16 protein-coding genes and 2 tRNA genes are annotated in these 17411 nt (G+C 62.9%); 10 read left to right on the top strand and 8 right to left on the bottom strand.

Annotated features, from left to right (window positions below):
- Positions 1-86: 86 nt before the first annotated feature.
- Together ACSU04_RS01365 and ACSU04_RS01360 are read right to left on the bottom strand one after the other, a co-directional pair.
- Complete coding sequence (locus ACSU04_RS01365; RefSeq protein ID WP_439288189.1) at positions 87-1634, bottom strand: Ig-like domain-containing protein; 1548 nt, start codon at positions 1632-1634, stop codon at positions 87-89.
- Between the two features lie 283 nt (positions 1635-1917).
- Positions 1918-1990, bottom strand: a tRNA-Val gene (locus tag ACSU04_RS01360).
- Positions 1991-2143: 153 nt separating this feature from the next.
- Here ACSU04_RS01360 and aceE point away from each other — a divergent pair.
- The 6 genes from aceE to ACSU04_RS01330 all read left to right on the top strand — a co-directional run bounded on the left by aceE (position 2144) and on the right by ACSU04_RS01330 (position 9759).
- The gene (gene aceE / locus ACSU04_RS01355) at positions 2144-4870 is read left to right on the top strand and encodes a pyruvate dehydrogenase (acetyl-transferring), homodimeric type (protein ID WP_439288188.1); all 2727 of its coding nucleotides are present in this window, start codon (positions 2144-2146) and stop codon (positions 4868-4870) included.
- A 31-nt stretch (positions 4871-4901) separates the two neighbouring features.
- A complete protein-coding gene (locus ACSU04_RS01350; protein ID WP_439289398.1) occupies positions 4902-6095 on the top strand; it encodes a PucR family transcriptional regulator in 1194 nt (397 codons plus the stop codon).
- Positions 6096-6191: 96 nt separating this feature from the next.
- Positions 6192-7112 carry an ACP S-malonyltransferase gene (locus tag ACSU04_RS01345; protein ID WP_439288187.1) on the top strand — a complete coding sequence of 307 codons (921 nt, stop codon included), beginning with the start codon at positions 6192-6194 and terminating at the stop codon, positions 7110-7112.
- A complete protein-coding gene (locus ACSU04_RS01340) occupies positions 7109-8110 on the top strand; it encodes a beta-ketoacyl-ACP synthase III (RefSeq protein WP_439278089.1) in 1002 nt (333 codons plus the stop codon). Before ACSU04_RS01345 ends, ACSU04_RS01340 begins: the two co-directional genes overlap by 4 nt.
- Positions 8111-8178: 68 nt before the next feature.
- Positions 8179-8427: an acyl carrier protein gene (locus ACSU04_RS01335; protein WP_439278088.1), complete on the top strand. Its 249-nt coding sequence runs from the start codon at positions 8179-8181 to the stop codon at positions 8425-8427.
- A gap of 96 nt (positions 8428-8523) precedes the next feature.
- Positions 8524-9759 carry a beta-ketoacyl-[acyl-carrier-protein] synthase family protein gene (locus ACSU04_RS01330; protein WP_439278087.1) on the top strand — a complete coding sequence of 412 codons (1236 nt, stop codon included), beginning with the start codon at positions 8524-8526 and terminating at the stop codon, positions 9757-9759.
- A 147-nt stretch (positions 9760-9906) separates the two neighbouring features.
- Here ACSU04_RS01330 and ACSU04_RS01325 read toward each other — a convergent pair whose 3' ends face one another.
- Positions 9907-10410 carry a DUF3145 domain-containing protein gene (locus ACSU04_RS01325; protein ID WP_439278086.1) on the bottom strand — a complete coding sequence of 168 codons (504 nt, stop codon included), beginning with the start codon at positions 10408-10410 and terminating at the stop codon, positions 9907-9909.
- Between the two features lie 188 nt (positions 10411-10598).
- Entirely contained in the window at positions 10599-11372 is a 774-nt protein-coding gene (locus ACSU04_RS01320; protein WP_439288186.1) for a hypothetical protein, read from the bottom strand.
- A gap of 176 nt (positions 11373-11548) precedes the next feature.
- Between ACSU04_RS01320 and ACSU04_RS01315 the strand changes: the two genes are divergently transcribed.
- Positions 11549-13546: a DUF262 domain-containing protein gene (locus tag ACSU04_RS01315; RefSeq protein ID WP_439288185.1), complete on the top strand. Its 1998-nt coding sequence runs from the start codon at positions 11549-11551 to the stop codon at positions 13544-13546.
- Positions 13546-13845: a hypothetical protein gene (locus tag ACSU04_RS01310; protein WP_439278083.1), complete on the top strand. Its 300-nt coding sequence runs from the start codon at positions 13546-13548 to the stop codon at positions 13843-13845. The genes ACSU04_RS01315 and ACSU04_RS01310 overlap by 1 nt, the downstream gene beginning before the upstream one ends.
- 11 nt (positions 13846-13856) lie before the next feature.
- Here ACSU04_RS01310 and ACSU04_RS01305 read toward each other — a convergent pair whose 3' ends face one another.
- Both ACSU04_RS01305 and ACSU04_RS01300 read right to left on the bottom strand, forming a co-directional pair.
- Entirely contained in the window at positions 13857-14333 is a 477-nt protein-coding gene (locus tag ACSU04_RS01305; protein WP_439288184.1) for a hypothetical protein, read from the bottom strand.
- Between the two features lie 134 nt (positions 14334-14467).
- Complete coding sequence (locus tag ACSU04_RS01300; RefSeq protein WP_439288183.1) at positions 14468-15148, bottom strand: SDR family NAD(P)-dependent oxidoreductase; 681 nt, start codon at positions 15146-15148, stop codon at positions 14468-14470.
- 101 nt (positions 15149-15249) lie between these two features.
- Between ACSU04_RS01300 and ACSU04_RS01295 the strand changes: the two genes are divergently transcribed.
- The gene (locus ACSU04_RS01295; RefSeq protein WP_439278081.1) at positions 15250-16098 is read left to right on the top strand and encodes a helix-turn-helix domain-containing protein; all 849 of its coding nucleotides are present in this window, start codon (positions 15250-15252) and stop codon (positions 16096-16098) included.
- Here ACSU04_RS01295 and ACSU04_RS01290 read toward each other — a convergent pair.
- Positions 16096-16170: transfer RNA gene (locus ACSU04_RS01290), tRNA-Ile, on the bottom strand. The genes ACSU04_RS01295 and ACSU04_RS01290 overlap by 3 nt on opposite strands.
- Before the next feature lie 13 nt (positions 16171-16183).
- Positions 16184-16723, bottom strand: a complete 540-nt coding sequence (locus ACSU04_RS01285) for a gamma carbonic anhydrase family protein (RefSeq protein ID WP_439278080.1) — start codon at positions 16721-16723, stop codon at positions 16184-16186.
- 140 nt (positions 16724-16863) lie between these two features.
- On the opposite strand from ACSU04_RS01285, the gene ACSU04_RS01280 reads away from it, so the two are divergent.
- The gene (locus tag ACSU04_RS01280) at positions 16864-17349 is read left to right on the top strand and encodes a Dps family protein (protein WP_439288182.1); all 486 of its coding nucleotides are present in this window, start codon (positions 16864-16866) and stop codon (positions 17347-17349) included.
- Positions 17350-17411: the final 62 nt, after the last annotated feature.

Below are 17411 nucleotides of genomic sequence, written 5' to 3'. Positions count from 1 at the left end.
CAACATACGAGATTATTGCGTACGAGCCGGGTACTTGCGGCCCAACCACCCGCTCACCAAGCACCCGCTGATCAGGCTCCGGTTCCCTACGCCTGACGTGTGCGCCGCGCTCGCTGCCTAGCGACCAGCAGTATCGCGCCCGCCGCAATCGTCAGCCCCCCGCTGAGGAGCCCAAGCTGCCCTAGCGGCAACTCTGCCCCGGTAGCCGCAAGTTGCTTGGCAGAGGTGTCATTCTTCGCAGGCTCCGGCTTGACGACCGGGGTCACCGGCACAGGCGCAGGTGTCGGATCGGGGGTTGGTGCCGGCTCAGGTGTTGGTGCCGGCACAGGCGCAGGCGCCGGATCGGGGGTTGGTGCCGGCACAGGCGCAGGTGCCGGATCGGGGGTTGGTGCCGGCTCAGGTGTTGGTGCCGGCTCAGGGGTTGGTGCCGGCTCAGGGGTTGGTGCCGGCTCAGGTGTTGGTGCCGGCTCAGGTGTTGGTGCCGGATCGGGGGTTGGTGCCGGCTCAGGGGTTGGTACCGGATCGGGGGTTGGTACCGGATCGGGTGTTGGTGCCGGCTCAGGATCCGGCACCGCGGTCACCGTCACTGTCAGTGCAACGAGCGACGTCGATGCCGCGTTGTTGAGATCTCCGCCGTAGGTTGCGGTGATCGAGTGAGTACCGACCGCGAGCGAGGCGGTGGCGAGGATCGCGCTCGCCGTTGTCGCCGACGCGCCGGCAGTTGTGCTTGCGCTACCCAGCGAGGTGCCATCGGCGAAGAACTCGACGGTGCCGGTGGGCATCGCCCCCGTTACCTCGGCGTTGAAGGAAACCTCAGTGCCGGCTTCCACAGACGCGTTGGCTGCAGTCACGACCGTCGTGGTCGCCGCTACTGGTGGTTCTACTTCGACAGTCACCGGCGCTGATATCGATGGTAAAACCCAAGTGTTGCCCGCATAGTGGGCGGTGATCTGGTGGGATCCGCTGGTCAAAGCCACGTTAGGGAGGGCAGCCTGGCCCGTCGCGGACACCGGAACCTCCCCGAGGCTGGTAGCACCATCGAAGAATTCGACACTGCCCTCGAAGTTCGCCGTAAACCCCGGGCGTGCAACCGTTGCAGTCAGGTCAACAGGGTCTCCCGCAGCGACCGTGCCACTGCTGGCGGTGAGCGCGGTGGTGGCACCTAAGAGGGTGGTGGCGGTACCAAAAATTCCGGGGCCCGAGGCGCGGTAGCTCACAGTGCCCGATTGGCCCCCGAACCCAGCGAGCACCATCGTGTACTCCACGTCAGCTTCGAGATTCACCAGCCCGAAGTCGTCAACCTCCGCAACACAGTTACTGACGTCATTCCGGTCGAAGGCTCCTTCAAATATTATGAATCGCCCATCCACCGGACTCTTTAAGTCACGGAAGGTGTACAGACCGGTTGCACTCACGACGGCCACCGAGGTGATCGCACGACGTCCACCGCCATCCCAAGCCGCCTCCGTTGAGCAGTCGCCGCCACTGGGCCAGGCGACGGTGCTCGGGTCTTCGTTAGTGACGGTGTATTTGAATTGGTAAGAGATGGCATCCGCGTAGGCGGGAGTGCTGATGAACAGGGCACCAGCGGCGAGTGCAACGACGGCGCTCGCGCTCAAAAATGATCGACGCATAATGCTCGATTTTAATGTGCATTGGGGGGTGCATATTTCAACAACGCGAAGAACAAGACCGCATCACCAGGCGGCTCGCGTTCCTCGACCAAGCGTTCTTTGAACGCATCAATGTCTACGAAATCGAGAACATCGACACTGTGGAAGGCGAACCCGGTGAATCGTTCGATTCGCTTCTTGATCCGAAGCTCCACGCGGCAGCGCTGGCCTACGAGGCCAGCGTGCGCGCGGAGGGAGGATGTCAAACCTGCGGACCTCGCAAGTTTGAACATCGACTACTGGGTGGGCCCGGCCGGGATCGAACCGACGACATCCACGGTGTAAACGTGGCGCTCTACCAGCTGAGCTACAGGCCCTGGTGCATCCATTCTATCCATGCCGAAGATGTGCGCCGACACCGATGAACAGGACTAGGCTAAATGCGGCGCGCGTTGTGCCGAGCCGACAAGGCTCCCCGCGTCGCTTCCCGTTTCCTTGGCAAGACCTGCCAGCTTGACGAAAGGCTCCACGTGACCGTTCACGACCAGGATCCGTACTCCCAGAGCCCCCTCGACAGTGATCCGGAGGAGACCGGCGAATGGCAGCAGTCACTCGACGAGCTCGTCGATGTGAAGGGCCCGGGGCGTGGTCGCGAGATCATGCTCAGCATGCTCAAGCGTTCCAAGGAACTGCACCTCAACGTTCCGATGGTTCCGACCACGGACTACATCAACACGATCGCGTCCGAAAACGAGCCGGACTTCCCCGGTGATGAAGAACTCGAGCGTCGTTACCGTCACTGGATTCGCTGGAACGCCGCGATCACGGTGCACCGCGCGCAGCGCCCCGGTATTGGAGTCGGCGGTCACATCTCGACCTACGCCTCAGCGGCGTCACTGTATGAGGTCGGCCACAACCACTTCTTCCGCGGTCAGGGCGACGCGGCCGGCGGCGACCAGATCTTCTACCAGGGTCACGCCTCCCCCGGCATGTACGCCAGGAGCTTCCTCGAAGGTCGTCTGAGCGAGGACCAGCTCGACGGCTTCCGCCAGGAGAAGTCCGCGTCGCCGAACGGCATCCCCTCCTACCCGCACCCGCGCATGATGCCGGAGTTCTGGCAGTTCCCGACCGTATCGATGGGTCTCGGACCGATCAACGCCATCTACCAGGCGATGACGAACAAGTACCTCGCCAACCGCGGCATCAAGGACGTCGCAGACTCCCACGTGTGGGCGTTCCTCGGCGATGGCGAAATGGACGAGGTCGAGTCCCGCGGTCAGCTGCAGGTCGCAGCAAACGAGGGCCTCGACAACCTGACCTTCGTGATCAACTGCAACCTCCAGCGCCTCGACGGCCCGGTACGAGGCAACGGCAAGATCATCCAGGAGCTGGAGTCGTACTTCCGCGGCGCCGGCTGGAACGTGATCAAGGTCGTCTGGGGACGCGAGTGGGATGACCTGCTCGCCCGCGACACCGACGGTGCGCTGCTGAACCTCATGAATGTCACCCCCGATGGTGACTACCAGACGTACAAGGCTGAGAGCGGCGCCTTCGTGCGCGAAAACTTCTTCGGTCGTGACGAGCGCACTGCCGCCATGGTCAAGGACTACACCGACGACCAGATCTGGCACCTGCGCCGTGGTGGCCACGACTACCGCAAGGTCTACGCCGCCTACAAGGCAGCCACCGAGCACAAGGGCCAGCCGACCGTCATCCTCGCGAAGACGGTCAAGGGCTATGGCCTCGGCCCGCACTTCGAGGGGCGCAACGCGACGCACCAGATGAAGAAGATGACGCTGGACGACCTCAAGTTGTTCCGCGACACCATGCAGATTCCGATCACGGATGCTCAGCTCGAAGCCGACCCGTACCGCCCGCCGTTCTACCACCCCGGCGCGAAGGACGAAACGATCCAGTACATGCTGGACCGTCGTCATGAGCTCGGCGGCTTCCTTCCGGAGCGGCGCACCACGCACGTGGGCCTCACGCTCCCCGAGGACAAGGACTACGCCTTCCCGAAGAAGGGCTCTGGCAACCAGGAAGTCGCCACGACGATGGCGTTCGTCCGCATGCTCAAGGACCTCATGAGGGTCAAGGGCTTCGGCGAGCGAATCGTGCCGATCATCCCGGACGAGGCTCGCACGTTCGGCATGGACGCCTACTTCCCGACCGCCAAGATCTACAACCCGAACGGTCAGAACTACACGGCCGTCGACCGCGAGCTTCTCCTTGCTTACAAGGAGAGCCCGCAGGGTCAGATCATGCACGTCGGCATCAACGAGGCCGGTGGCACCGCGGCCTTCACCGCGACCGGCACCTCGTACTCAACGCATGGCGAACCTCTGATCCCGATCTACATCTTTTACTCGATGTTCGGATACCAGCGCACCGGCGATGCCTTCTGGGCTGCGGGTGACCAGATGGCACGTGGCTTCGTCATCGGCGCCACCGCGGGTCGCACGACTCTGACCGGCGAGGGTACGCAGCACGCCGACGGTCACTCTCCGTTGCTCTCATCGACTAACCCGGTCACGGTCACGTACGACCCGGCCTACGGCTACGAGGTCGCGCACATCGTGCAGGCCGGTATCGAGCGCATGTACGGCGGGAACCACCCGGACCCCGACGTCATGTACTACATCACGGTCTACAACGAGCCGTTCAAGCAGCCCGCTGAGCCGGAGAACGTTGATGTCGAGGGCATCCTCAAGGGCATCCACCGCGTCGCGCAGGGCGAGGGCGATGGCCCCCGCGTGCAGCTTCTCGCATCCGGTGTCGGTGTGCCGTGGGCGCTAGAAGCGAAAGAGCTGCTGGCCAAGGACTGGGGCGTCACCAGTGATGTCTGGTCGGTCACCAGCTGGAACGAGCTGCGCCGCGACGGACTCGCTGCCGACGAGCACAATTTCCTGCACCCTGAGGAAGAACCCAAGGTGGCCTACCTCACGCAGAAGCTGCAGGGCGCTGCGGGTCCGTTCATCGCGACGAGCGACTTCATGCACGCCGTGCAGGACCAGATCCGCCAGTGGGTACCAGGCGACTACTACACGCTCGGCGCCGACGGCTTCGGCTTCGCTGACACGCGTGCAGCAGCCCGCCGCTTCTTCAAGATCGATGGTCCGTCGATGGTGGTCCGCGCCCTTCAAGGCCTCGCTGACAAGGGACAGGTTGACCGCTCCGTGATCGCGCAGGCGATCGCGAAGTACGACCTGCACAATGTCAACGCAGGAGCGAGCGGAAACGCCGGCGGCGATAGCTGAGCCGCGCGTGACTGGATCGTCTCCCGCGTCGATGGATAAGCCGACGACGCTCGCCTGGCTTCGCCGGATCTCCGGCGATCTCGCTACGGCGACCATTCAGCGGCTAGAAGACACGCTGCCCTGGTACGCCGATATGCCACCAGCCCGCCGCTCTGCGGTCGGGCTGGTGGCCCAGGCGGGCATCACGTCGTTCATCCAGTGGTTCGACGATCCAACTTCGACGCCGTGGATCGCTGCCGATATCTTCGCCGCCGCTCCCCGCGAGTTGCTCCGCAGCGTCAGCCTGACCCAGACGCTGCAGCTGATCCGTGTCACGGTCGAGATCACCGAGGAACGCATCGCCGGCAAGGGCGAGAACCTCCGCGAGGGAATCTTGCTGTACTCCCGTGATGTCGCTTTCGCGGCCGCCGATGTCTATGCGCGCGCTGCCGAGGCACGGGGGCTGTGGGATGCGCGTCTGGAAGCCCTCGTCGTTGACTCGATCCTCACCGGTGAAGCCGATGAGGAGCTTCCCAGCCGCATCGCAGCCCTCGGCTGGCACGGTCATGGTGAGGTCTGCGTCCTCGTCGGCACCACGCCCCCGCAGTTCGATGTCGATCACGTGCGTCGCACTGCACGCAAGCTGTCTGTCGACGTACTCATCGGAGTACAGGGGTCACGTCTCGTGCTCGTACTCGGACGCGCCCGCATCGCCGGGCGCGAAGAGGAAGATGACGATCTCTCCTTCGATGAGATCGCCACGCGACTCGAGCCGTCATTCGGGCCCGGGTATGTCGTGCTCGGCCCTCCTGTTGCGGCGCTGGTGGATGCAGGGCAAAGCGCCCGCGCGGCACTGGCCGGATTCGCTGTTGCACGCGCGTGGCGCACCGCACCACGGCCGGTCGAAGCAGACGACCTGCTGCCCGAGCGGGCCCTCGCCGGCGATCCGCTCGCGAAGCAGACTCTGATTGACCGCATCTACCGCCCACTTCAGGCGCATTCCACAGACCTCGTCACGACTCTGTGGAGCTATCTCGACAACGGCCGGTCTCTCGAAGCAACCGCCCGTGAGTTGTTCGTGCATCCCAACACTGTCCGCTACCGGCTCAAGCGCGTCAGTGAGGTCATCGGCTGGGATGCCACCGGACCACGCGAAGCATTGATTCTGCAGACCGCTTTAATTCTGGGCTCCATCGGCACCACAGAATCGGTGCGCCGTCGGTCCACTGGACGCCGCTCACGCTGAAGCCGCCAAACCCGCTGTACGCCACACACAAACGATTTGCACAATCTTGTGATGGATCATCCACCGAATCCGGCGGATCGTTGGCAGACTGGGTAGGTGATTGTCGTCGCTTGCCCTGGACAGGGCTCACAGACCCCCGGCTTCCTTGCCCCTTGGCTCGAGCTGGATGGTGTCGCGGACACCCTTGCCATTTATTCCGAGGCCGCTGAGGTTGATCTCGTCCTCCACGGCACGAAGTCGGATGCCGACACGATCCGTGACACCCGTATCGCGCAGCCACTCATCGTCGCCGCTTCCCTCATCGCCGCGCAGGAACTGGAGCGGCGCTCTGTGCGCCGCCCGGACGGTATCGCCGGACACTCGGTCGGAGAGCTCACCGCCCTCGTGGGAGCTGGCATCCTCACGGCCGAAGACGCGATGCGCCTGGTTGGTGTGCGCGGCCGCGCGATGGCCGATGCCGCAGCAATGACGCCGACCGGAATGAGCGCTGTGCTGGGCGGTGATGAGCAGGCGCTGCTCGCCCGCCTCGCCGAAATCGACCTCTCCCCCGCGAACTTCAACGGAGGCGGCCAGATCGTCGTCGCCGGATCGCTTCCCGCACTCGCCGAACTGGCAGAGCAGCCACTGAAGGGCACCCGAGTCATCCCGCTCCAGGTCGCGGGCGCGTTCCACACCGCATACATGGCGCCGGCAGTCGCCACCCTCCAAGCTACGGTCGCCGCACTCGCACCGGCAGATCCGACCATCACGCTGTGGACCAACAAGGACGGCTCGATTGTGACGTCCGGCGCGAAGGCACTCGAACTCATCGTCAATCAGGTCTCATCTCCCGTGCGCTGGGATCTGTGCATGTCGTCGTTCGCCGACGGCGGCATCACCGGCCTGGTCGAGCTGGCTCCGGCCGGGGCACTGACCGGCCTCGCAAAACGAGGACTGCGCGGCACGCCGACCGTCGCCGTCAAAACACCCGAAGATCTCGATGCAGCGGCTGAGCTGCTGATTGGAGCAGCCGCATGACCGCTACGTTGAAGCAGGCCACAGGCCCGCAGTACACCCGCATCCTCGCCTACGGCGCAGCTCGCGGTGAGAACTTCGTGCCGAACGAAGACCTGATCGGTCCGATCGACTCCAGCGATGAGTGGATCCGTCAGCGTACGGGCATCATCACGCGAACGAGGGCCAACAAGGGTACCAGTGCGATCGACCTCGCATCCCTCGCCGGCGCTGAAGCGATTGAGAAGTCAGGGGTTGCGGCATCCGATGTCGACCTCGTCATCGTCGCCACCATCAGCAACCCGAAGCAGACGCCCTCGGTGTCAGCGATCGTCGCAGACCGCGTCGGCGCTAACCCAGCCGCGGCGTACGACGTCAACGCAGCGTGTGCTGGCTACGCCTACGCGATCGCGCAGGCCGATGCCCTCATCCGCGCCGGCGCTGCCCGCTACGCGCTCGTGATCGGCACGGAGAAGCTTTCCGATGTCGTCGATCCCACTGACCGCAGTATCTCCTTCCTTCTCGGTGACGGCGCAGGCGCCGCGCTGATCGGCCCGAGCGACACGCCCGGCATCGCACCTGCCGTATGGGGTTCGGATGGCTCAAAGTCAGACGCCGTCGGTATGAACGGCACCCTGACCCAGTTCCGTGATGGCGAAGTTGAGTGGCCGACCCTGCGTCAGGAAGGTCCTACGGTGTTCCGTTGGGCTGTCTGGGACATGGCAAAGGTCGCCCGTCGAGCGCTCGAGGCTGCCGGCATTGAGGCATCCGACCTCGCCGCCTTCATCCCACACCAGGCGAACATGCGCATCATCGACGAGTTCGCAAAGCAGCTGAAGCTTCCTGAGACCACGGTGATCGCTCGCGACATCGAGACCACAGGCAACACGTCAGCGGCATCAATCCCCCTGGCAAGTCACCGTTTGATGGCTGAGCACCCCGAGCTTTCGGGCGGTCTCGCGCTTCAGATCGGCTTCGGTGCCGGACTCGTTTTCGCGGCACAGGTCGTCGTCCTTCCCTGATCTACCTCTACCGTTGCCTAAACTATTCAACGGTTCCGATTACAACCCGCAAGAAAGAGGAAAACCACATGGCTTTCACCAACGATGAGGTCCTCGCAGGCCTCGCCGAGCTCGTCACCGATGAGACCGGCATCGAAGCATCCGAGGTCGCACTCGCGAAGTCCTTCACCGATGACCTCGACATCGACTCGATCTCGATGATGACGATCGTCGTCAACGCAGAAGAGAAGTTCGGCGTCACGATCCCCGACGACGAGGTCAAGAACCTCAAGACCGTCGGCGACGCCGTCAACTTCATCGTCGCTGGCCAGGCGTAACACCTGATGGATGCCACCCCCCGTCGTGTGCGGGGTGTGGCATCCTCTGCTTTCCCTTCACTCGAGAACTACCCGTTCGACAAGGAACCCCACGCAATGACCAAGCGCATCGTCGTCACCGGTATCGGCGCCAGCTCAGCCATCGGCGGAACGGCCCCAGACAACTGGACCAATCTGCTCGCTGGTATGTCCGGCGGAAAATCCTTGGAACACGAGTGGGTTGCCGAGTTGGAGCTGCCTGTCACCTTCGCAGCTGAGGCGATGGTTCGCCCCGAAGAAGTGCTGGCGCGGCCTGTGGCCAAGCGCCTTGACCCTTCCTCGCAGTTCGCATTGATCGCGGCGATGGAAGCCTGGGCAGACGCAGGCTCCCCCGACGTCGATCCCGAGCGGCTCGGCGTCGACTTCGCCACTGGTATCGGCGGCGTGTGGACTCTGCTGGATGCATGGGACACCCTTCGTGAGAAGGGCCCGCGTCGCGTCATGCCCATGACGGTGCCGATGCTCATGCCGAACTCTGCAGCCGGCAACCTTTCACTTCACTTCACCGCTCGCGCCTTCGCCCGCACCGTCGCCTCGGCGTGCGCGTCGAGCACCGAATCTCTCGTCAACGCCTACGAGCACCTGCAGTCAGGGCTCGCCGACGTCGTGATCGCCGGAGGCACGGAGTCTGCCATCCACCCGATCACGATCGCATCCTTCGCCTCGATGCAGGCGCTCTCGCGTCGCAACGATGATCCGGCGACCGCATCGCGTCCCTATTCCGAGGACCGCGACGGCTTTGTCATGGGTGAGGGCGCTGCTGTGCTCATCCTCGAAACAGAAGAGCACGCTAAGGCACGCGGCGCGAAGATCTACGCGGAACTCGTCGGTGGTGGTGTCACGGCCGACGCGTACCACATCACCGCGAACGCTCCCGAGGGCGCTGCGCGTGCGGTCAAACTCGCGCTGGATGCCGCTGGCCGCACTCCTGACGACATCACGCACATCAACGCGCACGCCACCTCGACTCCGGTCGGAGATCCGAACGAGTACGCGGCGCTGAAGAGCGTCATCGGTGATCGCGTTCATGAGATTCCTGTGTCGGCGACCAAATCGTCCACCGGCCACCTGCTCGGCGGCACCGGGGCGCTCGAGGCGATCTTCACGATCCTGGCCATCAAGAACCGCGTCGCTCCCCCGACAATCAACCTCACCACCCAGGATCCTGAGATCCCTCTGCTCGTCTCCGGTGACCCGCAGCCTCTCGGCGACGGCCCGCAGCTAGCTATCAGCAACTCCTTCGGCTTCGGCGGCCACAACGCCGTCGTCGCGTTTGCCGACTACGAGGGCTGATCTCATGTCGAAGGCCTCGTCCCCGATTCTCTCGGGGCGAGGCCTTCGTCGTACGGGGCGGGATTCGCGTTCTCAGAGTCCGGGATCACTCACCGGCATCCGATACTGACGCCTCCCGACGCCCGGGTCCATGCGCGGCCGAGACGATCAGCCGACCTTGTGCAGCCAGACGACGCTGGCGTCATCACTGGCGTGACGGAAGGGCTCGAGTTCCACGTCCCATGCCGAGCCGAGTGCGACATCGAGTTCGCGCTGAAGCTCCACTGCGCTGCCTGCGGCGATCTCCATCGCGTAGCGGATGCGATCCTCACCGATGACGATGTTGCCGGCAGCGTCCGTCTGCGCGTAATGGATGCCGAGATCTGGCGTGTGCAGCCAACGGCCACCGTCACTGCGCGGCGTGGGGTCTTCAGAAACCTCGAACCGCAGGTGCTCCCAACCGCGGATCGCGGTCGCGAGAGTGGCGCCTGTACCGACCGGGCCATCCCAGTAGAACTCGGCACGACGAGACCCTTCGAGCACGGGCTGATCAGCCCAATCGAAGTTCACCGCGCGACCAATAGCGCGACCTACCGCCCATTCAAGGTGCGGGCAGAGCGCGCGAGGTGCAGAGTGGATGTACACCACTCCGCGAGCGTATGCCGTCGCCATGATCTCTCCGTTTCTTCAGGTGCGTCTTCCCCAACGACCTGAGCCAACGAAGTGTGGCGAGAATATGCGGTTATATGGCGATTATCGCCCAGTCCAACGGAAATCACAAGCGTGTGATTATGACGGAAGCCCCGGTCATCCGACCGGGGCTTCCAAATCATGCGTAGTGAGGCGCAACGAGCGGAGGTTTACGCCTCGCTCATCGCCAGCTTGGCCTGCTGGCCTTTAGCCGCGTAGTACGCGTCACGGGCGGCATCCTTACGAGCCTGCTCTGCATAGCCAGCCTCAAGAACCTCCTGCGGGACGTGGTAGTTCTCAACATCGTCAGTACCGTGGTACTTCTCGATGTAGGCGTCGAGCTCCGGACCCGACGTCCACGACGTGATGAGGTTGTAGCGCGGCTCGGAGCCCGTGTGGGTCGCGGCGTGCCAGAGACGCTGCGTGTCGACGATGAGCTGCGCGCCGGCCGGAAGTGCAAGGCGCACCTCACCAGCAGGGTCTGTGCGGTTCTCACGCAGGACGAAGAAGCTGTCCTTGTCATCGCTGAGGTTGAAGAATCCTCGCACCACCCAGCCAGTACCATCCGGGTTCAGGCGGTTGTTGTCGTCCTGGTGGAGGTTGTAGAGGCAGTCACCATAAGGAGTGGGCTGCAGCTCGATCACGCGGCAACGGCCGACGTTGGCACCAGGTTCCTGTGCGCGGCGGGTGAGGTTCGGTGCCTTGGCGACCTGTGAGTCGATCCAAACGCCGTCCTTGTCAGTGCGCGGCGGCTTGTGGTTCCAGAAGCCGTTGCACTCGATTTCGCCCTTGGCGCTCGCCAACGGAGCAAAGCGAGTGTCGCCCGAGGACTTCCAGTCGTTGTACTCGATGTCCAACCACTCTTTAGGGTCGAGCTCCTGGTTGTAGCCGTCGAGGACGACGAAGCCCTTTTCTTCAAGGGCTGCTGATTTGATATATCCCATGATTAGGTCATGTCCTTTCATCGGGGGCCAGCACGTTTTAACAGGCCCTGATAAGGCAAGCCTAACAGCGGAGGCTGAGCACTCCACGGAACGCAACCGGAGAAAATCAGCGACGGCTAGACTCGATGGCGGTGGATCGCAGGTACCCGCCGCTGTGAGGAGCAAGAGCGAAGAACATGGCAACTGCCACAAATGTCGAAGCGACCGCCGTCAATACGATCGAGTGGCTTTCCGCCCCAGCGACGACAATCGTCGTTCCGGTCTATCAGCGCCAGTATCGCTGGGATATCGGCGGATGCGAGCGTCTGCTTGCTGATATCCGCGCTGTCGCTCATGAGGACGACACGCACCGCCACTTCATCGGTTCGATCCTCTCGGCTCAGGATGCCTCCGAGACAGATCTGATCCTCATCGACGGCCAACAGCGCATCACGACGTTGATGCTCCTGGTCGCGGCCTTGCATCATGCTGTCCGCGATGCCGACCCGACGATGGCAGCTGAACTTGAGCGTGTGCTGGTTCGCGCTGACGACACCTCGCGCACCAAGCTGCGTCCGCACCATGCCTGGGCCGAGTACTACGAATCGGTCATCCTCGATCGTCGCGGCGACGAGGAACGCGAGTCTCGCTTCGATGACAACTACGCGTTCTTTCGCAGTCAAGTGCACGCCGACGAGGCACCGAGAATCTGGCGCGGACTGCAGAAGATCGAGCATGTCTCGATCACTCTGAGCGCGAATGCCAATGCGCAGCAGATATTCGAGAGCCTGAACTCCACTGGCGAGCCTCTGCGTGATCACGAGCTGATCCACAACTACATCCTGATGGGGCTCAGCCATGCCGAGCAACTCGATGTGGAGGAGCGCTTCTGGTTGCCGATCGAACGCCACACGGGCGAGGCGATTGGCGCGTTCTGGCGACACTACCTGGTGATGACGACCGGTCGCGAGGTCGCCGCGAATGGCGAGCACGGCGTGTACAGCGCGTTCCGTCACTCGTTCCCTCGCGTGAACGTCGAGCGTCTTCAGGCGGATGCCGAGACCTGGCGGCACTACGCCGAGATCTACGGCATCCTGTTGGATCCGACTCTGGAGAAGGACGCGGAGCTGCGCCGTCAGCTCGAACACATCAACACCTTCGGCAAAGCAGCCTATCCCCTGGCGATGACCGCCTACAGCGAGCATGCCCGCGGCCTCATCAGCCGAAACGAACTGCTGGAGACGTTGGAGTGGACCCAGGCGCTGTACTTGCGGCGTGCACTGGTGAACCTGCCGACAGAGCGACTTATCGCCCGACTCTGTCGCGCACGCACAGCGGGTCGTGATGCGCTCATGCGCGCCTTTGCACGGATCACGCCGTCAGATGAACGGGTCAGTGCTGTCCTGAAGTATATCGAGCTCCCCCACGCCGCGTACGTACTGGGGCGACTCGAAGGCGTCGATGACACCTCAGCATTCGATGTGGAGCACATCGTTCCCGTGGCCCCCGGCGAAGCCTGGTCTGGCGATGGTTCGCGAACGTGGAGCGAATACTCCGAAGATGAGCAGAACAGCCACCGCACATTGGCCCCGACGCTCGGAAATCTGACGCTGCTGGAGCAGTCACTCGCGGAGCGAGTTTTCGGAGCTTCGTACCCGGACAAGCTCACAGATGCGTACGCACGCAGCGCCGTTGCGGCGACGAAGCAACTTTTTGAGACGCCCGCCTGGGGCACGGCCGCGATCTCGCAGCGCACAGCGCGACTCAGCGCAGAACTGCTGCGTATCTGGGCGCGCCCTACCCTTCCCGAGATCGACGACGATGGCTTGACACCGGTGCTGGATGCCGTGCGTCGACGCGGTTGGCCGGCCGGATGGGATCGCGAGTTCGACTATGTCGAGTACCGCGGCGAGCATTGGGAAACCAAAGACGTTCGCGCGCTGTTCAACCGTGTGTTCCGCCGTGCATGGACCGATGACCGCCCGGCTGCCATCGCTTACTGCACGAAACACGGCGGACCGATTTACAATGAGATGGCGTGGAAGGGCCAGTGGGACGCACTGGATGACGAGAACTTCCTCTACATGGGCTGGGACTCGAACTATATGATGAGCGCCGCGCAAGGAATGTTGGAAGAGTCGGGCATCGCCGCCGAGGTGTTCGTGAAGTACTCGTATATCGGCAACGTGATGTGATGCGACAAGAAGCTCCGACCCAGGTTCCGGTTCTACCGGATCTCAGTGCTGACCCTTTCGACCAGGCTTTCGCCGACCTGTCACTCGGCTGGGACGATGACGCACCTCAGGAATGCGAGTGCGATCACGGCGATGAAGCGGCGTACGCACCATGCGGCCGTCGCGCCAAGTGGCGAGTGACGATCGACTGCACCTGTGGCGAAGACCACCCGCGCACGGTAGAGCTGCTGTGCACCAAGTGCCTGCGCACCGCGCGCAAGGATCTCGGCAAAGAGTCGGTCACCGCGCGTCCGCTGTAACCGACCCGTTGCTACTCGGTCGCGAGGCGAACTGTCGTCGTTGTGCCCAACGCCGTCACCTCGTATGAGATCTCGCCATCGTCGTATGTGAACGTCTTTGTGGTGTCACCGGAGGCGAGCAATGCACTGTCGGTCTTTGTGGTGTCGTTCACGGAATCCCAGGAGAATGTCTCTGAGCCATCCTCGGGAACCTCGATGGTCCCAGACCAGTACAGGGACTTCGAATCAGGCGCGTTCCAGAACACCTCAATAACGTCCACGGTGATCGTCGCTGTCTGAAAGCTGTCAGCACTGTTCGAATTCATCTGCTTCCACTCCCCGACGAGATCGACCGGCTCAGGAGCTTCCTCGACGACATCCGCCTCTTGTGACTGCTCATCGCTGTCTTTAGGTGTTGACTCAGCAGAGCTTGAGCATCCGGCCATTCCTAGTCCGAGAATCGCCAGCAGTGCGATTGATGCGGTAACGGTCGGCTTATACAGATTCATTTGTGCCTCTCGGGTGCAGATATCTATTCCTTTGAATCTATCAGGAGCGGCATACACTCTCGTTCTGCGGGTGTCGTGAGGCGGTCGGACCGCGCGTCCGCTGTGACCGACCCGTTGCGCCGACCTGGCTGAGGTCAGTATTCGATCTGCCCCAAGCGGTCGAAGAACGCTCCTGTAGGCCCCTCGAGGCCGAGCTGGGCGAGCATCACTGTGGCGTCTGTGCCCTCTGTCACGCTCTGGTGACCGGAGTGATTATTGAAGTCCGTACTCGTGTACCCGGGGTCGCTCGCATTGACGCGGAACGCAGGGAGAGATTTTGCGTACTGCACCGTCAGCGCAATCACCGCAGCCTTAGAACTGGCGTAAGGAACTGCCTTCACCGGGTACTCATCCGCGTCCGGAGTCATGAGCTTCCGGGGAGAACCGACGCCGGAAGCGACGTTCACGATGACAGGGTTCTGCGATCGCTGTAGCGCCAGGAGGAATGCCTGCGTCACGCGCACCAAGCCGATGACATTCGTCTCCATCACCTCTCGCATGGTTTCGGCGCTCAGATCCTCGAGCGCGAGGCTGCGCCCCAGGATGCCGGCATTGTTGACGAGCACATCCAGTGCGGGCAGTGCTGCGGCCGCCGCATCGACACTGTGCTGGTCGGTCACATCCAGTGCGATCGGGGTCGCACCGATGCGTTCGGCCTCCGCAGCAGCGGTCAGGTCTCGCATCCCGGCGTAGACGGTGTGGCCCGCCTCGACGAGCCGTCGAGCGGTCTCCAGTCCAAGGCTTCGATTGGCTCCTGTGATGAGTGTTGTTGTCATGTGTCCAGGTTCACAGCGATGTGAGTGATGACCCAGGCCCCGCTTGACAGTGGGTCTGGCAGTGCCACCCACAGCGATCGAATCGGCCCCATGATGGAAGGGTGGAAGAATTTGCGACCGTACTGCGCGCCTGGCGTGACCGGGTGAGCCCAGAGCAGCTCGGTTTCCCTCATGGCTCGAATCGCCGGACGAAGGGACTGCGTCGGGAAGAACTCGCGCTCACAGCCGGCGTGAGCGTCGACTACTTGGTGCGGTTGGAGCAGGGACGCGCGACCAATCCCTCCCCTCAGTTGCTCGGGGCGCTGGCCAGGGCGTTGCAGCTCACAGTCGACGAACGCGATCATCTGTATCGCCTCGCCGGTGCCGCCGTCCCGAATCTCGCTTCCGTCCCCATGCACATCGGACCCAGCGTGCAGCGAATCGTCGAGCGACTCGGCTCCCTGCCAGTGGCCATTTACAGCGCCGCTCAGGATCTGTTGTGGTCGAGTCCGCTGTGGGCAGCATTATTCGGAGACCCGACATTGCACACCGGCGACGAGGCGAATCTCGTCTGGCGCGTGTTCGTCAGCCACGATGTCTTGGTCACCCACGATGGAGGTGAAGAGAAGTTCCTTGCCGCGATCGTGGCAGATCTACGTGCCGTGACAGGCCGCTATCCTGACGACCTCCGGCTGCGCGGACTCATCGAGCGGTTGCGAGCAGCTTCCGACTCCTTCGCTGAGCTCTGGGCTCGAGCGGACGTCGCCAAGCAGCACTCCAGCCACAAGGTCGTCCATTCGGCTCTCGTCGGCGACATCACCGTCGACTGCGACATCCTCAGCATTCCCGACAGCGGAGATCTGCGGATCGTCGTCTACACGACTGAACCTGGATCGGAAGATGAGCAGAAGCTCAACCTCCTGCGCGTGATCGGCTTACAACAGTCGCCAAGCTGGCACGCATCTTTGTAGGGCGGGTGAGACTTGAACTCACGAATCGTCGGGTTATGAGCCCGCTGCCTTAACCAACTTGGCCACCGCCCCTAGCGGAACGATTCTATCCGAGCGGAACCGCGTCCTGATGCACCCTCAGATGCGAGTGATAGGTCTCAGCGTTCTGGATGAGGCTCGCGCGCTCCTCGTCGCTGAGCTCGCGCCGCACCTTCGCGGGCACACCAGCGACCATCGAACCGTCAGGGACTTCCGTGCCTCCGAGGATCACTGCTCCCCCGGCGATCAGGCATCCCTTGCCGATCACCGCGCCGCTCAGAATGACCGCGCCCATGCCGACGAGCGATCCGTCGCCGATCGTGCAGCCGTGCACGACCGCATTGTGACCGATGGAGACGTTCTCGCCGATCACGACGGGATGCCCGCTGTCGACGTGGACCGACACGTTGTCCTGCACATTGCTGCCTCGTCCGAGAGTGATTCCGGCGGAATCCCCCCGCAACACCGCGTTGTACCAGACGCTCGAACCCGCCTCGAGAGTGACGTCGCCGACGATACGGGCACCGTCTGCGACGAAAGTATCGTCTGCGATTCTCGGGGTCTTGTTCTGGAGGGCGAGTACGGATGCTGATGACGAGATGCTCATGAGGTGAGACTACCCTCACTTCCGCATGATTCCGCGGCATTTAGACCCGATAAGCCGAGCCTCAGCTTGCTTGCGGAATGTCTGAGGCTGAGTAACGTTGTATCTATCAGGCACGAAACATCCGTTCTGGAGGAGCAAAAATGAGCAAGGCACAGACAATTTCCACCACAGCCAGCGACCCGACGGTCGCCGCAGCTGCGGCGCAGTTCCTGTCCCCTGTCGTTCTTGGACTGCAGGCTCTCACCATCAACACGAAGCAGGCCCACTGGCACGTCCGCGGCGCCAACTTCGTCGGCGTACACGAACTGTTCGACACAATCGTCGCTCACGCAGGCGCCTTCGCTGACACCGCAGCAGAGCGCATCGTCGCTCTGGGCTTGCCGATCGATGCACGCGTGAGCGCTGTCGCTTCGAAGGGCTCCGCATCCGAGGTGCCGGCTGGCTTTGCACAGTCGAGCGCGCTGATCCGTAACGTGATCGCCGACATCGACGCGATTCTGGTCGACGCCAAGGCGGCCATCGAGGGCCTCGACGAGATCGACCTCACCAGCCAAGATGTCGCGATCGAGGTCATGCGCGGCCTCGAGAAGGACCGTTGGTTCCTCGTCGCACACATCGCCGAGTAAGCATTCCTCTAGAAATGGGGCACCGGGATTCGTCCTGGTGCCCCATTTTCGTTGAAGAGGAA

The sequence above is a fragment of the Microbacterium sp. A84 genome, from assembly GCF_051842815.1.
In the GTDB taxonomy this organism is placed as follows: Bacteria; Actinomycetota; Actinomycetes; order Actinomycetales; family Microbacteriaceae; genus Microbacterium.
This window is presented reverse-complemented; position numbering and strand designations above follow the sequence as displayed.